The following is a 15,155-nucleotide window of genomic DNA, read 5'->3' as shown; positions in this document are numbered from 1 at the left end:
TCGTTCACCACGGGGCGCCCACCTCCAGCACATCGGCGAGCCACGCCGGCAAGAATCCCGTGAGGATCGTCGCCGAGCCCAGCGCGAGAACAGCCATGCCCGGAACGGAGGTGAAGTTCCGGGAGGTCTTCACCGTGGGACCCTCGGTGGTGTCATCGCTGCTGAGGTCGTCATCACCGGCGTGCGGGTCCTCCTGCATCAGCAGCGGGGCGATCCCGCGCACCAAATAGCCGGCGGTGAGCACGGTGCCCACGGCCACGACCACCAAAATCCACCACTGCTGGGCCTCCACCGCGGCCGTGGCCACCTGCCACTTGCCCGCGAACCCCAACGACACCGGCAGACCGATCAGCCCCACCGCTGAGAGCCCCATGCTCATCACCACCATCGGGTGCGTGCGCACCGCCCCATGAAGCTCAACGATCTCGTCCGTGCCATAGGTGTCCTTCAAGTACCCGGCGGCGGCGAACAGGCCTGCCTTGGCGATCCCATGGCCCACCGCCAGCGCCACGATTCCGCTGTAGGCGCCCGGGGCGACGTCGTCGTGCCCCGGCATCGTCTCAATCAGCAGCGGGAACGCCAAGAACCAGTAGCCCACCTGCGCCACCGTCGAATAGGCGATCAGCGGCTTCAGCCGCACCTGCCGCAGCGCCACCAGCGACGCCCCGATCACCGCCGCGGCCCCCAGGGCCCCGAGAATCCACGCCAGCGGCTCAGCAGCCTGTGCCTCCGGCAGCACCCACAGCCACACCCGCAGAATGACGAACAGCGCAGCCTTGATCACCAGCCCCGACAGCAGCGGGGACACCGCCCCCGGCGCCTGGGAGTGCGCGCTGATCAGCCAAGCGTGCATCGGCACCAGGGCCAGCTTCAGCGCCAGTCCCACCGTCATCAGACCAGCCGCCAGCAGCAGAGCCGGCTCCTGCTCCCCACCGGGCTGCTGCAGGGCCGCCGCCGTCTGAGAGATGTCCAAAGTTCCTGTCACCGAGACCAGCAGCCCCACACCCACCAGGAACAGAAGCGAGCCCAGCACCGCGATGAACAGGTACCGCAGCGCCGCGGCCCACGCGCCTCGTCCGCCGAGCGCCACCAGAGCCACAGCGGTGAGACCCACCAGCTCCAGGCCCACATACGTGTTGAACAGGTCTCCGGAGAGGAACACCGCGTTCAGCCCGGACCAGCAGCCCAGCCACAGCGGCCAGAACCCGCGCGGGGTGTCCCGGGACGCTGCGGCGAAGACGCTCAGGCTCACCCCGACCAGGGCAGTCAGTCCCAGGAAGACCGCACTCAGGCCGTCCGCGCGCAGATGAATGCCCAACGGGGCCCCATACCCTCCCAGCGCCGTCTCCTGAACGCCGCGGGAGACAGTCTCGAAGATCAGCAGCAGGCTCAGCGCACCAGTCAGCAGCGCCGTCGCCGCCCCCGTGACGCTCCCGCCCCTGGGTCCCAGCAGCGCGGTCGGACCAGCAGCCGCCAACGGCAGCAGCACCACTGCGCCCAGCAGAAGATCGACGCTCACCCGCGCTCACCCCCTTCTTCGATCCGGCGGATCAGCACCGCGCCGAACCCGGTGAACGCCACCGTGATCACCAGCCCGGTGATCACCAGCGCCGAGAGCACAGGCTCCGCCTCCTCCGGGGCGCGGGAGGCGATCGCCAGCAGGATCAGCAGCGAGCCGATCCCCACCACGTTCATCGCAATCAGCCGGGCCACCAGATCCCGCACCAGCAGCAGCCGCACTGTCCCCGCCGCGCACACGGCAGTGCCCAGCAGCAGATAGAGAACAGCGGCGCTCATCCTCCCACCTCCTCAAGCTGACCCTGAGGCTCAAGAGCGAGGAAGATCGTATACAGCCCAGCAGCGATGCCGACTGTCAGCAGCACCTCCACCGTCAGGATCGCCCCGAACGCCCAGGCCGGGTCCCAGCCCAGCCAGTCGCCCGTCAGCACATACCCGAGAAGACCGGCCGCGATGAACGCCAGCACCCCGACCACCAGTGCCGGGCGCAGCACGTAGGAGTGCAGCCGGGTGAGCGTCGCCCCAGCCACCCGCAGCAGAATCAGCAGGGCCGCCAGCAGCGCGCCCGACTGGAACGCCCCGCCCGAGTCCGAGCTGCCGGCGAAGAGCAGCCACAGCCCCGCCACCAGCAGCACCGGCGCCGCCGCTCGGACCATCCACGCCAGGTTCCGCGGCGCCTCCGGCAGGCCGGCCGGATCCCTGAGCCGCGCCGGATCCATGAGCGCCAAAGCCGCCAGCGCGGCGAGCATCAGCACGCCGGACTCCAGCAGGGTGTCATAGGCGCGGAAGGCCAGCAGCACCCCAGTGATCTCATGCTCCACACCGGTGCCCGGCATCTGCTCAGCCAACGGCTCTGACCAGCCCGGCGGGGTCTCCTCCAGCGCCGGCGCAGCACGCAGCCATGCCGCACCAAGGACCACCGTGATGGTCGCGCCCGCGATGATGCCGAACATGGCGTTCAGCCTGGCCCGGAGCCGGCCGGCCCCGGCAGGTCCGCCCCGCTCATCCGTGCCGGTGCTGGGCGCCGCGGCCAGGTACACCAGCACAGCGCCCAGCAGCCCCCCGCCGAGTCCCGCCTCGGCCAGGGCCACGTCGACGCTCCCCATCCGCAGCCAGATCAGAGAGGCGACGACGCCGAGCACCAGGAAGCCCATCGCCTGAGCGATCCGCAGGCGGGGCAGCACAGCGGTGCCCGCCGCCGCAAGTGCGGTGGCCGCGAGAAGCCAGTCGAGCAGGTGAGCCTCAGCCATCAGCCGCCTCCTCCGGAGCGGCATCAGCACCGTCCTGTTCGAGGCGGCCCGGCTCAATGCTGTCCGCTTCGACGGCGCCCAGCACCCGCGCGGACACAGAGGCCGCCGCCAGCGCCAGCACCCAGGTGAGCAGCAGCACCCCCGCCGCGGTCAGGCTGCCCATCAGCATCGCGACGCCGGCCAGCACCAGCCCCAGGCCCAAGTTGTCCGCCTTGGTCAGTGCGTGCAGACGGCTGCGCACATCCGGGAACCGGATCAGCCCCACGGTCCCGGCGGTGAAGAACACGGTCCCGGCTCCGGCCAGCAGCAGACCGAAAACCTCCACAACGCTGCTCATTCGGCGGACCTCCGCGGCAGCGCGGCCCGCACCGCAGCGGTCACCGCGGCAGTGCCGGTGAGCACCAGGGCGACGTCGAGGAAGCGGCGTCCGTCGTCGGACAGCACCGCCAGGATCCCGGTGAGAGCGGCCCCGGTGGTGCCGGCCAGCAGGATCACCAGCAGCCAGCTGCCCGCCATCCCGCGGCGGGCGCAGACGAGCAGAGCGGCAAGCAGATTCAGCAGCAGCACGGCGAAGACCACCGTCAGCACTGCTTCAGCCACTGGCCCTCCTCATGCCGATCAAGCCGGCGGGACATTGTTCCTGGTCAGACGCTCTCAAGTGACCCCATCTTTCCAGGTCCGCCCGGCGCTGGGCCACAGAGACGCTGATCGCACCCCGAGCCTGCGGTTCACCGGGCCGGCTGACCTCGGTAATGTGAGCTTCGACGACGCCGTCGAACCCAGGAGGCACCCATGGCTGAGAAGACTCCGCACCAGAACATCACCTTTCCGCTGCCCGGCTCAGACGTCACCGACACCGGCCACGGGTATCTGGCCACCCCGCCGTCGGGATCCGGCCCCGCAGTGATCGTCATCCAGGAGTGGTGGGGGCTCACCGATCACATCAAGGAGGTCGCCGACCGGCTCGCCGTCGAAGGATTCGTGGCCCTGGCCCCGGACCTCTACGGCGGATGGATCACCCACGACGGCGACGAGGCCGGCGAGATGATGTCCAAGCTTCCCGCCGAGGAGGGCGCCGAGCAGCTCGCAGGCGCCGCCGACTTCCTGCTCGCCCACGACACCGTCACCTCCAAGACCGTGGGGGCGATCGGCTTCTGCATGGGCGGCGGGTTCGTGCTGGCTCTGGCCGCCCAGCAGCGTGAGAAGGTCTCCGCCGCCGTCCCGTTCTATGGGGTCGGCCAGGCGGTCCCTGAGTCCTACGCCGGGGTGAAGGCCGCTGTGCAGGGCCACTACGCCAAGCAGGACCAGATGTACCCGGAGGAGGACGCCCGTCGGCAGGAGGCCCAGATCCGCGAGGAGTCCGGGGCCGAGGTCGAGTTCTTCTACTACGACGCCGGGCACGCCTTCCACAACGACACCAACGCCATCGGCACCTACGACGCGGAGAAGGCCCAGCTCGCCTGGGACCGCTCGGTGGACTTCCTCCGCAAGAAGGTCGCCTGAGCAATACTCCAACGGTCCAGCCGGAACCTCTCTAGGCTGACCCCATGGAGAGGCGCAGCGCACCAGCACCCCGAACGTCCCTGACCGCCGCGGGGCTCAGCGCCCTGCTGCTCCTCTCCGCCTGCGGTGAGGATGGCCCCGCACCCGAGCCGGAGGATTCCCCGGAGCCGACCTCCGAGGAGGCCGACGCCGCCGAACAGGCAGAGGAAGGCGAAGGTTTCTTCGACGGCGCCGACCCAGACGGTGACGAGGAGTCCGAGGAGGAGCCCGACGCTGGGGACGACGCCGTCGACGTCGCCGCCCACGTGCAGGACGCCGAATGGCTCTACTCGCCCTGGGGATGGGAGGAGCCGCGAGAGGTCACCGTCCAGGACGGCGCCGGCACCGCGGACTATGCCGACGGCGTCGAAGGCGCATTCAGCGTCGGCGAGGCTCAGACCGCAGACCTCACCGGAAACGGCGCGGAGGACGCCGTCGTCCCCCTCACTGTGGAGGCCCGGGATCTGACGGAGACCATCTGGTACGTGTGGCTGGGCCCCGATGACGGGGGCGAGCCGGAGCAGATGAAGTGGCCGCTCGCCGCAGAGCAGTCCTGCTGGGACGAGGTCGATTCCGTCAGCATCGAGGACGGCGACACCATCCGGATCACCGGCACCCGCTACGACGGGGGCCTGAGCATCGCGTGCGACCCCACCCTCGAGGACGCCTCGCACGCGACCTCCCGGGACGAGGCCTCCGGCTACGCCGAGCTGAACCGGCAGGTGGAGCTCCACGAGTACGACGGCGAGTGGTATCCCATCCTCACCTCCCCGTTCCATGCCTGGGGCGGCACCTGCCCCGGCAGTGTCCCCGCCCACGGAGAGCCGATGTACGACGTCGCAGCCGCCGTGGCGCCCGCTGACTCCGCGCCGATCGGCCTCGAGCCGGACCCGGTGGAGGACGACCACGAGAACCCCTACGGCGGCGTCCCCGGGGGCGCCCAGTACGTGATGGGCTACAGCTTCTACCACGGCGGCATGGCCCAGTACCTGGGCACCGACCACTTCCTGACCCCCATCCGCCCGGAGGAGGGGGAGGGGTACAGCCACCAGTGCTATTTCATGACTGACTACCCACAGTGAGCGCCCCAGCTGCCCCCTATATAGGCTGGGCGGGTGAGTGACGATGCCGAGCACCAGGAGCAGGCGGGGCTGACCCTCGGCGCGATCCCCGGGGCCTCACCGGACAAATGGGCGGGCCGCTGGCGCGCCCGGTTTCCCGAAGCTCCGCTCGCCGTCGTCTACTATGACGACGCCGGCGGCGCCGACTCCGACGCCGCGCTCGCTCGCCTCACCCGCGGCACTGTGGACCTCGCCTACATCCGCAGCCGGCAAGGAGCCGACCCGGTGGACCAAGGCCTCTTCCACCGGGTGGTGCTCTACACCGAGGTGCCCGTGGTCTGCGCCGCCCGCGACCATTGGGTCGCCGCCGCGGAGGAATCCGTGCCCTGGGGGGACATCGCCGAGGAGACGTTCTTCGACCCGGCAGACATGACTCCCGGGGAGCCCCCCGACCCGCACGCCCCCCGCACCGGAGAGAACCTCGCCCGCAATGAGCGGATCGCCCTGGAGGTCGTCGCCTCCGGGGCCGGGCTGATCCTCCTCCCCAACTCGGCGGCCCGAGCCCTCTCCCGCAAAGACGTGATCATCCGGACCGTGGAGGACCAGCCCGGGTACGACGTCGCGCTCGCCTGGCTGCGGGAGAAGGACAGCGACCAGATCCAAGAGTTCATCGGGATCGCCCGCGGCCGCAAACCTCAGTCCGCCCGCACCCAGCTCCCCAGCAGCCGGAGGAAGACCCCCAAGAAGCCGCAGAGCAGGACCTCGCAGAGCAGAGCAGGCCGTCAGTCCCAGCGCGGCGGAGGCGGGGCCGCACGCCGGCGTCGGCGCAGCTGACCCCGCCGCACGGGGCTCAGCCGTCCTTCAGCGCCTGTCCAGGCTCACCGCTCTAAGGTGGAGGCATGACTGAGGAGAACGTCACGGCCACCACCGTCCCGGAGCCCACCCAGCTCGGCCAGCTTCGTCGCGAGCGGCTGCTCTCGGCCCGGCTCTACGTGTGCACCGACCTGCAGCGATTCGTCACCCGCCCCGAGGCCGGACCCGTGGAGGAGCTGGACCTTGAGGCGCTGCGGAGCTTCTACGTGGAGGCGTTCAGCGGTGGCGCCGACATCATCCAGGTCCGCGACAAGCAGGTCTCGGTGCAGACTGAGCTCACCGCGCTCACCCTGCTGAAGGAGGTCGCCGACTCCTGGGGGACGCTCTCCGCCGCCAACGACCGGGCCGACGTCGCCCTCATCAGCGGAGTGGATGTCTTCCACATCGGCCAGGAGGACCTCACCACTGAGCAGGCCCGGCAGATCCTGGGCGACGACGTCGTGATCGGCCGCTCCTGCCGCACTTTTGAGCAGGTCCGGGGAGCCGCCGCCGACCCCGGCATCGACTACTGCTCCACAGGCCCGGTTTGGGAGACACCCACCAAGCCGGGCCGCGCGGCCGTCGGCACGGATCTCCCCGCCCGGGCCGCCCAGCTGGAGACCGGCAAGCCGTTCTTCGCGATCGGCGGGATCGATGCAGGCAACCTCAGCGAGGTCACCGAGGCAGGCGCGGACCGCGTCGTCGTCGTCCGTGCCGTGACCCAGGCCGAGGACCCGGCTGCGGCCGCCCGCGCACTCCGCGAGAAGCTCCCCGCCTGAGACCCAGTCTCCTGGTCAGGACAGCTCATGACGCCGTGTTCAGGAGCGATCGCCCCTCTGGCTGCCCTGATCAAGGGTGTCTTTGAGCACGACGGCGGTGCGCGCCGCCTGATCGTGCCAGCCTCGACGGTGAGGGTGGCGGCCGATCGCCATCGCCAGGGCGGCCATCGTGGCCAGGCCCAGAAGACTCCAGTTTCCCGGCAGATAGGACAGGGTCAGCGCGAAGAAGACCGCAGCGCGCAGCAGGGAGCGTCCGAATCGAGGCCACTCCCCCGTCTGCAGATCCACTGCCCTGAGGCCCACGAACAGCTTGCCGAGCGTGCCGCCCTTCCACGCGGTCATACCCGGCTCATACAGCATCAGCAGCGCAAGCATCAGGCCGATCTGCCAGGCTGCGCCCTCCATTCCGGCGCCCGCCAGGGCCACAGCGAGCCCTGCCGCGGCCATCGACAGAACGACCAGAAGAACCGCGTCCACCGCCCGTGCCCAGAATCTGATCATCACATCCGCGGGCTCAGCGCTGCCGCGATCCGGGACCACGATCCGCTCAGGCGCCCGGGCGTCCTCATTGCTGCCCTGTGCCAATGCTCGCTCAGCTCCTTCCGCTCCGTCGACTCCGCACGCTACCTATGTGCGGCGGAAGAAGTCACGGGGACCGGGCGTTGGGCACCCGTGAACCGATCCTCAAGTTTTGAAGGAGCTGCAGCATGAGCACCAGCACCCTGGGCAAGACCCTGGACCGTGAGACCATCGGCCGCCTGTTCGAGGGCTCCCGCACCACCAACACCTTCACCGACGAGCCGGTGGACCCCGCCCTCATCCAGAAGGTCTACGAGGATCTGCGCTGGGCGCCCACCGCCTTCAACTCCCAGCCGCTGCGGCTGACCATCCTCACCGACGGTGATGCTCGCGACGCCGTCGTCGAGCACATGATGGACGCCAACCAGGCCAAGACCAAGGCCGCCCCGCTGACCATCGTGGCCGCCTGGACCGCCGACTGGCACGAGCACATGCCCACGCTGCAGCCCCAGCGGGAAGGCGCCCGGGAGCGCTTCGCCGAGGCTGAGGGCATGCGCAAGGGAGTGGGCGAGCAGTCCGCGCTCATCCAGGTCGGCTACCTCATCACCGCCCTGCGCGCCCACGGCCTCGAAGTCGGCCCCATGACCGGGCTGAAGGCCAGCGCCTTCGACGAGATCCTCCACGCCGAGAACGGCTGGAAGACGCTCGTGGTGATCAACGTGGGCCACGCCGCGAACCCTGACGACGAGGACGCCGTCCGCCCACGCGCGGGCCGCCTCGAGTTCTCCGAGGCGTCCCAGATTCTCTGAGCAGACGTTCAGCCTCCATGTCTTGCACGTCAAGATCGACTGACTAGGTTGAATCCGTAAGCGACACAGATGAGAGATCCCGAAGGAGGATGCTCATGGCCGACATCACCGGCAAGAAGATCGCAATCCTGACCACCAACGGCGTCGAGCAGCCCGAGCTGACTGAGCCCAAGAAGGCCATCGAGTCCGCCGGCGGCACCGCCGTCGTCGTCTCGCCCAAGGAAGGCTCCATCCAGGCCATGAAGGGTGACTGGGAGCACGCCGATCACTTCGAGGTGGACGTGCACCTGCCCTCAGCCGACCCGTCCGAATACGCAGGCCTGGTGCTGCCCGGCGGCACGCTCAATGCCGACACCGTCCGGATCGACGAGGACGCCCAGAAGTTCGTCAAGGCGTTCTTCGAGGCAGACAGGCCCGTGGCCGCCATCTGCCACGGCCCCTGGATCCTCACCGAGGTCGGCGCCGCCAAGGGCCGGACTCTCACCAGCTACCCCTCCCTGGCCACCGACCTGAAGAATGCCGGTGCGACCTGGGTGGATGAGTCCGTGGTGGTCTCCGACGGACTGGTCACCTCCCGCACCCCGGACGACCTCGAGGACTTCAGCCGAGAGTTCCTCGCACTGGTTGAGAAGGCCTGACCAGGTCACTCTCTTCGGCTTCTGGGGCCCGCCGCATGCAATGCATCGGCGGGCCCCCTCCCACGCGGGGGAAGGGCCTTCGCGCGTGAGCGAGGCCTCGGCAAGGTAGTACACTGTTCTTCACGCCGTGACGGTGGGATCACTCGCACTCATCACGGCGGCCAGCGGCTGTAGCTTAGTGGCAAAGCTTCTGCCTCCCACGCAGACGACGCGGGTTCGATTCCCGTCAGCCGCTCCGAAATTGGGGGAGCGCCGCCCTCCGCGGGGAGGGCCTTGATCCTCCCCGGTTACATGTCGGCGGCAGGGCCGCCTCAGACCTGAAGGTGGTGCCGTAAATGTCAACTGCTGTTGTCGGAGCTGGCGTCGTCGGGCTCCTGACGGCCTGGCAGCTGCGCCTGACCGGCCATTCCGTCACCATCTTCGATCCGGCCCCAGCCTCCGAGGCCTCCTACGCGGCGGCCGGGATGCTCGCGCCCATCAGCGAGGTGCAGTACGGGCAGGAGGAGCTCTGGCCGCTCATGGCTGCGGCACTCGAGGAGTACCCCGCCCAGATGGCAGCCCTGCAGAAGGCGGTCCGCGCCCCCACCGGGTACTGGGAGAACGGCACCCTGCTGGTCGCCGCCGACCCTGGTGACCGCGAGGCCGTCAATGACCTCGTCGGCGTCCACCAGTCCCACGGGATGCAGGTGGAGCCTCTGACCTCCCGCGCCCTGCGAGAGCGTGAACCAGCGCTCGCCCCCGGAATCTCTAAAGCCTGGAAGGTCCCCGGGGACCATCAGGTCAATCCGCGGCAGCTCGTCGTCGCCCTCAATGAGGCGCTCAGCGCCGAGCTGGACCCCGGCGCGTTCCCCGACGCCGGCCCGCCCGCGGCCTGGGCGGCCGAGAAGGTCGTCGACATCCGCCACGAGCTCGGCGGGGTGCAGCTGACCACCGATCAGGACAATGAGCACGACGCCGCGGCTGCGGTGCTGGTGCCCGGGCTCGGCTACTCACAGATCACCGGAATCCCGCGCGACCACCCTCAGCTGCGCCTGCGCCCGGTGCACGGCGACGTCCTGCGGCTGCGATACACCGACGGGCAGCTCACCCCAGGGGAGCGGCGGCTGATCACCTCCACTCTGCGGGCCCGGGTCTCCGGACGACAGGTCTACCTGGTGCCCAGGGAGCGCGAAGAGCTCGTCGTCGGCGCCTCCGTCCGGGAGGACGCCCGCCCGGGGGCGCACGCCGGCTCCGTGGCAGAGCTGCTCGCCGACGCGATCGCCGTCCTGCCCGCCGTACGGGACATGGAGCTGCACGAGATCACCGCCCGCGCCCGTCCCGGCACCCCTGACGACCGGCCCTACACGGGGCTGCTGAGCCCCGACGTCGTCGTCTCCACCGGATACTCCCGCCACGGGATCCTGCTCGCCCCGCTGGCTGCCCGGCTCACCGCCGGGATGCTCAACGGGACCCTCACCGAGCAGGACCGGGCCCACCTGGAAGCGACGGACCCGCGCCGCCATCGGTGAGGCCGCGCGCCGGGAACACCGCTCGCGGAGCTGGTGTTGAATAGGGCCTATGCCCACAGTCACCATCAACGACGACGTCGTGGCCCTTCCCGAGGCCGCCACTGTGCTCGACGCCGTCTCCCGCACCACAGGCCGGGAGCTGCAGCCCGACGGCACCCCCGCCGACGGCAGGCGGCTCGGCGTGGCCGTCGCCCTCGCCGGGGAGGTGCTCCCGCGCAGCCGCTGGTCCGCCATCCAGCTCGACGAGGGCGCCGAGCTGGAGATCGTCACTGCGGTGCAGGGCGGCTGACTGATGGAGAAGGAGCATATGACTGCCTCGCAGACGCCGCCGCTTCAGATCGGCGACTACACGCTGGACTCCCGGCTGATCATGGGCACCGGCGGGACCACCGACCTCGCCGCCCTGGAGAAGGCGCTGGTCGCCTCAGGGACCACCCTGACCACGGTGGCGATGCGCCGGTTCAGCCCGGAGACCAAGACCAGCGTCTTCAGCCTGCTCGAGCGTCTCGGCATCGACGTGCTGCCCAACACCGCCGGCTGCTACACGGTCAAGGACACGGTGCTCACCGCGGAGCTGGCCCGGGAAGCGCTGGAGACCAGCCTGATCAAGGTGGAGGTCATCGCTGATGAGCACACCCTGCTGCCCGACGTCGTCGAGACCCTCGAAGCCACCGAGCAGCTGGCGGACAAGGGCTTCACCCCCCTCGTCTACACGATCGACGACCCGGCCAGCGCATTGCGCCTGGAGTCAGCCGGGGCCGCAGCGGTGATGCCGCTGGGCTCCCCGATCGGCACCGGCCTCGGCATCCTCAACCCCCATAACCTCGAGCTGATCACCTCCCGGGCCTCAGTCCCGGTGATTCTGGACGCCGGGATCGGCGCCGCCAGCGAGGCCGCCCAGGCGATCGAACTGGGCTGCTCAGCGGTGCTGGTCGCCTCCGCAGTCACCCGCGCCCAGCAGCCCGAGAAGATGGCACACGCCGTGCGGCTCGCGGTGGAGGCCGGGCATCTCTCGGCGCAGGCCGGCCGCATCCCCAAGCGCGAGCACGCCCTGGCCAGCTCTCCGATGGAGGGGATCATCAACCCCGTGGAAGACCTCACATGAGTGACCTCAACCAGTTCACCCGCACCCAGGCAGAGCGGTTCCAGCGGCACTTCTCCCTGGCCGGCTTCGGGATCGAAGCCCAGGCAAAGCTGCTGAACTCCCGGGCGGTGGTGATCGGCGCCGGCGGGCTCGGCGCCCCCATCCTCACCTACCTGGCCGCCGCCGGCGTGGGCACCATCGACGTGATCGACCACGACGTCGTCGACCGCTCCAACCTCCACCGCCAGGTCATCCACTCCGAAGCCGCCCTCGGACAGCCGAAGACCGCCTCCGCCGCCGAGGCGATGCGCGGACTGCACCCGGAGGCCACCATCCACGAGCACCGGCGGCCGCTCACCGCGGAGAACGCGCTGGAGCTGATCGGGCCCGCCGACATCGTCGTGGACGGGTCCGACAACTTCGCCACCCGGTACGTGGCCGCCGATGCCTGCGAGATCGCCGGCAAGCCGCTGATCTCCGGGTCGATCCTGCGGTTCCAGGGCCAGGTCAGCATGTTCTGGTCCCAGCCGGAGTTCGCCGGCGGTCCGGACGCTGAGCGCTGGCCGGCGGGCAGCCGCGGCCCCGGCTACCGGGATCTCTACCCCGAGGCGCCCGACGCCGGGGAGGTCCCCACCTGCGCGGAAGCTGGAGTGCTGGGCGTGCTCCCCGGCGTGATCGGCAGCCTGATGGCCACTGAGACGGTGAAGTTCCTCGCCGGGATCGGCCGGAGCCTGCTGGGCCGGGTGCTCACCTATGACGCCCTGACCGCAGGCTTCCGGGAGCTCACCCTCAACCCGGACCCGGACCGGGACCCCGTCACCAGCATCGGCGCCGACGTCGCGGGCCTCGGCGGCGGTCCCGCCGACGCCTGCGAGGCGGACACGGACGCGCTGCGCAGCCGCGAAACGCAGGGAGCCGCCTCTGATCCGGGTGAGCTTCGCACCCAGGAGAACGGGCAGACCGAAGCGGACGACTTTGATTTCAACCCCTTCACCGGGGAGCCCAAGCGTGCCGATGACCTCACCCCCAAGCAGCTGCGCGAGGCGCTCGCCGCCGGGACCGTCGCCGGCGTCGTCGATGTCCGTGAGCCGCACGAGTGGCGGGCCGGGACCATTGAGGGCGCTGTGAAGATGCCCCTGGGCGACCTCGCCCGCAGCGGTGAGGTCCCCGGTGCCGACGAGGGTGCGGCAGACCGTCCGGTGGTGCTCTACTGCGCCCACGGAATCCGGTCCCGGCAGGCGGTGGACTGGTTCAAGCAGCAGAACCCGGACCTGCCGGTGGCGAACCTGCTCGGCGGCTACGATCTCTACCGCCAGGCGTAGCCGACAGGTTGGGTAGTGTAGAGGCGTGAGCAGCTACCTGGCGGTCATCGGCGAATGTTTGGTGGACGTCGTGCACACCGAGACCTCCGCGCCCATGGCGCACGTGGGCGGCAGCCCCTTCAACGTGGCGGTGGGCCTGGCTCGGCTCGAGCATCCGGTGGTGTTCGTCGGCCGGCGCGGCAGTGACGACTACGGCCGGATGATCGCCCGCTCCCTGCGCTCGGCCGGGGTCACCAGCCTGCTCGGCGCCGACAGCCGCCCCACCTCCGTGGCCTCCGCCACCCTGGACCCCACCGGCCAGCCCAGCTATGAGTTCGAGCTCGACTGGACGCTGCCCGACGCCGCGGCCCTCGAGGAGAGGTTCGCCGCCCAGCGCCGGACGCGCACCCACCTGCACACCGGGTCCATCGCGTCGATGCTTGAGCCCGGCGCGGAGACCGTGAAGGCGCTGCTCTCCGACGCCCGGGAGACCGCCACCATCTCCTACGACCCCAACTACCGGCCCACCATCGTGCCCAACCGGGAGCAGGCCCGCCGGCAGGCGGAGGAGTTCATCGCTCTCTCCGACGTCGTCCAGGCCTCCACGGATGATCTCGAGCAGCTGTACCCGGAGCGCACCCACGCGGACACGATGCACGCCTGGCTGGAGCTCGGACCCTCCCTGGTGACGGTGACCCGCGGGGGCTCCGGGGCGATGGCGGTCGCCGCCAGCGGCATCGCCGAGCAGCCGGTCTTCAGCGTCGAGGTGGCGGACACGGTGGGCGCCGGCGACTCCTTCATGGCCGCGACCCTCTCCAGCCTGTTCCGGCGCGGCCTCCTCGGCGCGGAGAACCGGGAGGCTCTGCGCCGCATCGGCCTGGATGAGCTGCGGGAAGTCCTGAGGGTCTCATCTCAGGCAGCGGGGCTGACCTCCGCGCGCTTCGGCGCCCAGCTGCCCACCGCCGCGGAGCTCACCGCCGCCCTGGAGGCGCCCCAGCCGTGAACCGCCCGGACCCAGAGAGCTCCTTGCCAGCCGCTCAGGCCTCCTACCGGAAGCACCCGTACCGGTCCGTGCCCTACCTGCTGAACTCCCAGGACGGGCCGCTGGCGAACCAGCCGCTGGCGTTCGTGCACCGGGGCGGTATGCCGGAGGCGGAGAACACTCTGGCCGCTTTTCGGCGGGCGGTGGACAGAGGCTACAAGTACATTGAGACGGACGTGCGGACCACGGCCGACGGGGTGCTGGTCGCCTTCCACGATGAAGCCCTGGACCGGGTCACCAGCATCACCGGCACTGTCCGGGAGAGGACCTGGGCGCAGCTGGCGGAGGTCCGGGTGGGCCGCGACGGCGAATGGATCGAGCCGCTGGCTCGCTTCGATGAGCTGCTGGAGCAGTTCCCGGACACTCATTTCAACGTGGACCTGAAGGACTCCGCCGCAGTGGAGCCGTTCTGCGAGGCGGTGGAGAAGCACCGGGCGCACCACCGGGTGCTGGCGGCAAGCTTCAACGACGCCCGCCGTCACCGGGTCAGCAAGGCTCTGAGCCGGAAGGTGGCGACCTCGGGCGGCTGGACGGCAATCGGGCTGATCGTGGCCTTGGGTCCGCTGGGGTTCCTCGGCCGGCTCTCCCGCAGGATTGCGGAGATCGACTGCGTCCAGGTTCCCATCAGACACGGCCCCCTCCGGGTGGTGCGGCCCAAGTTCATCGAACGGTGCCACCGTGCTGGTCTGCAGGTCCACGTCTGGACGGTGAATGAGCCGGAGGAGATCGAACGCCTTCTGGACATGGGAGTGGACGGCATCATGACCGACGACGCCGATGCGCTCGCCGGGGTCATGAGGTCTCGGGGCCTCTGGCCGCAGGGCTGAGCGGACTCCGGTCGCGCAGAGCCGACGTCGGCCGCTCTCTGAGCTGAGGGCCAGCATAGGGGCGTACCCTCGAGGGCATGCTAGAGATGCTGACGACGACGGCGCCTCTCTTTCCCTGGTGGGCACGCTGGCTGGCGCTGGTGGCCGGCGCCCTGTTCATCGGGGCGCTGATGATCTTCGCCCAGACCAAGCACGGCTCCAGCGGGCAGACGGCGGGCTGGTTCGCGCTCATCGCATTGCTCCCGATCCTGGGGCCGATCATCTATTTCGTCGCCATGACCGTCCGCCACCGCAGCCAAGCCGGCTCCACACCCGGCAAGGGGCGCTCGGAGACGATGGCCCCGGAGGAGGTCGCCGAGGCGCAGCGGTACGAGCAGACGCGGCGCCGCGAGAAGGGCGGGCGGGCCTAGCGTCTGATGAGCGAA

General features: G+C 70.1%; 19 protein-coding genes and 1 tRNA gene. 14 read left to right on the top strand and 6 right to left on the bottom strand.

Features of this window, described 5'->3' with window-relative positions:
- Positions 1-4: 4 nt before the first annotated feature.
- Genes FWJ47_RS02325 through FWJ47_RS02305 form a run of 5 tightly spaced genes read right to left on the bottom strand, consistent with a single transcriptional unit; the run spans position 5 to position 3,368 of the window.
- Positions 5-1,519, bottom strand: a complete 1,515-nt coding sequence (locus FWJ47_RS02325) for a complex I subunit 5 family protein (RefSeq protein WP_147103541.1) — start codon at positions 1,517-1,519, stop codon at positions 5-7.
- On the bottom strand, positions 1,516-1,797 hold the full coding sequence (locus FWJ47_RS02320) for an NADH-quinone oxidoreductase subunit K (RefSeq protein WP_147103538.1): 282 nt from the start codon (positions 1,795-1,797) through the stop codon (positions 1,516-1,518). Before FWJ47_RS02320 ends, FWJ47_RS02325 begins: the two co-directional genes overlap by 4 nt.
- Positions 1,794-2,768 (bottom strand): MnhB domain-containing protein, encoded by a 975-nt coding sequence (locus FWJ47_RS02315; protein WP_170228438.1) that lies wholly within the window; start codon positions 2,766-2,768, stop codon positions 1,794-1,796. Before FWJ47_RS02315 ends, FWJ47_RS02320 begins: the two co-directional genes overlap by 4 nt.
- The gene (locus tag FWJ47_RS02310) at positions 2,761-3,105 is read right to left on the bottom strand and encodes a cation:proton antiporter (protein WP_147103533.1); all 345 of its coding nucleotides are present in this window, start codon (positions 3,103-3,105) and stop codon (positions 2,761-2,763) included. The genes FWJ47_RS02315 and FWJ47_RS02310 overlap by 8 nt, the downstream gene beginning before the upstream one ends.
- On the bottom strand, positions 3,102-3,368 hold the full coding sequence (locus tag FWJ47_RS02305; RefSeq protein ID WP_147103530.1) for a hypothetical protein: 267 nt from the start codon (positions 3,366-3,368) through the stop codon (positions 3,102-3,104). The genes FWJ47_RS02310 and FWJ47_RS02305 overlap by 4 nt, the downstream gene beginning before the upstream one ends.
- A 192-nt stretch (positions 3,369-3,560) precedes the next feature.
- Between FWJ47_RS02305 and FWJ47_RS02300 the strand changes: the two genes are divergently transcribed.
- The 4 genes from FWJ47_RS02300 (at position 3,561) to thiE (ending at position 7,002) form a co-directional block, all read left to right on the top strand.
- Positions 3,561-4,271, top strand: coding sequence for a dienelactone hydrolase family protein (locus FWJ47_RS02300; RefSeq protein ID WP_147103527.1), 711 nt, complete (start codon positions 3,561-3,563; stop codon positions 4,269-4,271).
- Positions 4,272-4,315: 44 nt separating this feature from the next.
- A complete protein-coding gene (locus FWJ47_RS11995) occupies positions 4,316-5,392 on the top strand; it encodes a hypothetical protein (RefSeq protein WP_170228437.1) in 1,077 nt (358 codons plus the stop codon).
- Positions 5,393-5,425: 33 nt separating this feature from the next.
- Positions 5,426-6,205, top strand: coding sequence for a LysR family transcriptional regulator substrate-binding protein (locus tag FWJ47_RS02295; RefSeq protein WP_147103524.1), 780 nt, complete (start codon positions 5,426-5,428; stop codon positions 6,203-6,205).
- Positions 6,206-6,270: 65 nt separating this feature from the next.
- Positions 6,271-7,002: a thiamine phosphate synthase gene (thiE, locus tag FWJ47_RS02290; RefSeq protein ID WP_147103522.1), complete on the top strand. Its 732-nt coding sequence runs from the start codon at positions 6,271-6,273 to the stop codon at positions 7,000-7,002.
- 39 nt (positions 7,003-7,041) lie between these two features.
- On the opposite strand, the gene FWJ47_RS02285 is transcribed toward thiE, so the two are convergent.
- Positions 7,042-7,587, bottom strand: a complete 546-nt coding sequence (locus FWJ47_RS02285; RefSeq protein ID WP_147103519.1) for an RDD family protein — start codon at positions 7,585-7,587, stop codon at positions 7,042-7,044.
- Positions 7,588-7,709: 122 nt separating this feature from the next.
- Here FWJ47_RS02285 and FWJ47_RS02280 point away from each other — a divergent pair, with 122 nt between their 5' ends.
- The 10 genes from FWJ47_RS02280 (at position 7,710) to FWJ47_RS02235 (ending at position 15,140) form a co-directional block, all read left to right on the top strand.
- Complete coding sequence (locus FWJ47_RS02280; RefSeq protein ID WP_147103516.1) at positions 7,710-8,330, top strand: malonic semialdehyde reductase; 621 nt, start codon at positions 7,710-7,712, stop codon at positions 8,328-8,330.
- A 95-nt stretch (positions 8,331-8,425) separates the two neighbouring features.
- Entirely contained in the window at positions 8,426-8,968 is a 543-nt protein-coding gene (locus FWJ47_RS02275; protein ID WP_147103513.1) for a type 1 glutamine amidotransferase domain-containing protein, read from the top strand.
- 164 nt (positions 8,969-9,132) lie between these two features.
- A tRNA-Gly gene (locus FWJ47_RS02270) sits at positions 9,133-9,203 on the top strand.
- Positions 9,204-9,303: 100 nt separating this feature from the next.
- Positions 9,304-10,476 carry a glycine oxidase ThiO gene (gene thiO, locus FWJ47_RS02265; RefSeq protein WP_147103510.1) on the top strand — a complete coding sequence of 391 codons (1,173 nt, stop codon included), beginning with the start codon at positions 9,304-9,306 and terminating at the stop codon, positions 10,474-10,476.
- A gap of 49 nt (positions 10,477-10,525) precedes the next feature.
- Positions 10,526-10,765 (top strand): sulfur carrier protein ThiS, encoded by a 240-nt coding sequence (thiS, locus tag FWJ47_RS02260; protein WP_147103507.1) that lies wholly within the window; start codon positions 10,526-10,528, stop codon positions 10,763-10,765.
- 18 nt (positions 10,766-10,783) lie between these two features.
- Entirely contained in the window at positions 10,784-11,581 is a 798-nt protein-coding gene (locus FWJ47_RS02255; protein ID WP_147103504.1) for a thiazole synthase, read from the top strand.
- The gene (locus FWJ47_RS02250) at positions 11,578-12,882 is read left to right on the top strand and encodes a ThiF family adenylyltransferase (protein WP_147103501.1); all 1,305 of its coding nucleotides are present in this window, start codon (positions 11,578-11,580) and stop codon (positions 12,880-12,882) included. Before FWJ47_RS02255 ends, FWJ47_RS02250 begins: the two co-directional genes overlap by 4 nt.
- A 25-nt stretch (positions 12,883-12,907) precedes the next feature.
- Complete coding sequence (locus FWJ47_RS02245; protein WP_147103498.1) at positions 12,908-13,864, top strand: carbohydrate kinase family protein; 957 nt, start codon at positions 12,908-12,910, stop codon at positions 13,862-13,864.
- A complete protein-coding gene (locus FWJ47_RS02240; RefSeq protein ID WP_246126123.1) occupies positions 13,861-14,730 on the top strand; it encodes a glycerophosphodiester phosphodiesterase family protein in 870 nt (289 codons plus the stop codon). The genes FWJ47_RS02245 and FWJ47_RS02240 overlap by 4 nt, the downstream gene beginning before the upstream one ends.
- Positions 14,731-14,807: 77 nt before the next feature.
- Positions 14,808-15,140, top strand: coding sequence for a PLD nuclease N-terminal domain-containing protein (locus FWJ47_RS02235; RefSeq protein WP_147103497.1), 333 nt, complete (start codon positions 14,808-14,810; stop codon positions 15,138-15,140).
- Positions 15,141-15,155 lie beyond the last annotated feature (15 nt).

It is taken from the genome of Nesterenkonia populi (genome assembly GCF_007994735.1).
In the GTDB taxonomy this organism is placed as follows: Bacteria; Actinomycetota; Actinomycetes; order Actinomycetales; family Micrococcaceae; genus Nesterenkonia; species Nesterenkonia populi.
Note: the sequence above shows the minus strand (reverse complement) of the source record. Positions and strands in the feature narration are given on the sequence as shown.

What these genes read in the sequence shown, in the direction of transcription:
- FWJ47_RS02320 (WP_147103538.1), bottom strand. Translation starts at nt 1,797, where the DNA reads ATGAGCGCCGCTGTTCTCTATCTGCTGCTGGGCACTGCCGTGTGCGCG.
- FWJ47_RS02315 (WP_170228438.1), bottom strand. Translation starts at nt 2,768, where the DNA reads ATGGCTGAGGCTCACCTGCTCGACTGGCTTCTCGCGGCCACCGCACTT.
- FWJ47_RS02310 (WP_147103533.1), bottom strand. Translation starts at nt 3,105, where the DNA reads ATGAGCAGCGTTGTGGAGGTTTTCGGTCTGCTGCTGGCCGGAGCCGGG.
- FWJ47_RS02300 (WP_147103527.1), top strand. Translation starts at nt 3,561, where the DNA reads ATGGCTGAGAAGACTCCGCACCAGAACATCACCTTTCCGCTGCCCGGC.
- FWJ47_RS11995 (WP_170228437.1), top strand. Translation starts at nt 4,316, where the DNA reads ATGGAGAGGCGCAGCGCACCAGCACCCCGAACGTCCCTGACCGCCGCG.
- thiE (WP_147103522.1), top strand. Translation starts at nt 6,271, where the DNA reads ATGACTGAGGAGAACGTCACGGCCACCACCGTCCCGGAGCCCACCCAG.
- FWJ47_RS02280 (WP_147103516.1), top strand. Translation starts at nt 7,710, where the DNA reads ATGAGCACCAGCACCCTGGGCAAGACCCTGGACCGTGAGACCATCGGC.
- FWJ47_RS02275 (WP_147103513.1), top strand. Translation starts at nt 8,426, where the DNA reads ATGGCCGACATCACCGGCAAGAAGATCGCAATCCTGACCACCAACGGC.
- thiO (WP_147103510.1), top strand. Translation starts at nt 9,304, where the DNA reads ATGTCAACTGCTGTTGTCGGAGCTGGCGTCGTCGGGCTCCTGACGGCC.
- thiS (WP_147103507.1), top strand. Translation starts at nt 10,526, where the DNA reads ATGCCCACAGTCACCATCAACGACGACGTCGTGGCCCTTCCCGAGGCC.
- FWJ47_RS02255 (WP_147103504.1), top strand. Translation starts at nt 10,784, where the DNA reads ATGACTGCCTCGCAGACGCCGCCGCTTCAGATCGGCGACTACACGCTG.
- FWJ47_RS02250 (WP_147103501.1), top strand. Translation starts at nt 11,578, where the DNA reads ATGAGTGACCTCAACCAGTTCACCCGCACCCAGGCAGAGCGGTTCCAG.
- FWJ47_RS02235 (WP_147103497.1), top strand. Translation starts at nt 14,808, where the DNA reads ATGCTAGAGATGCTGACGACGACGGCGCCTCTCTTTCCCTGGTGGGCA.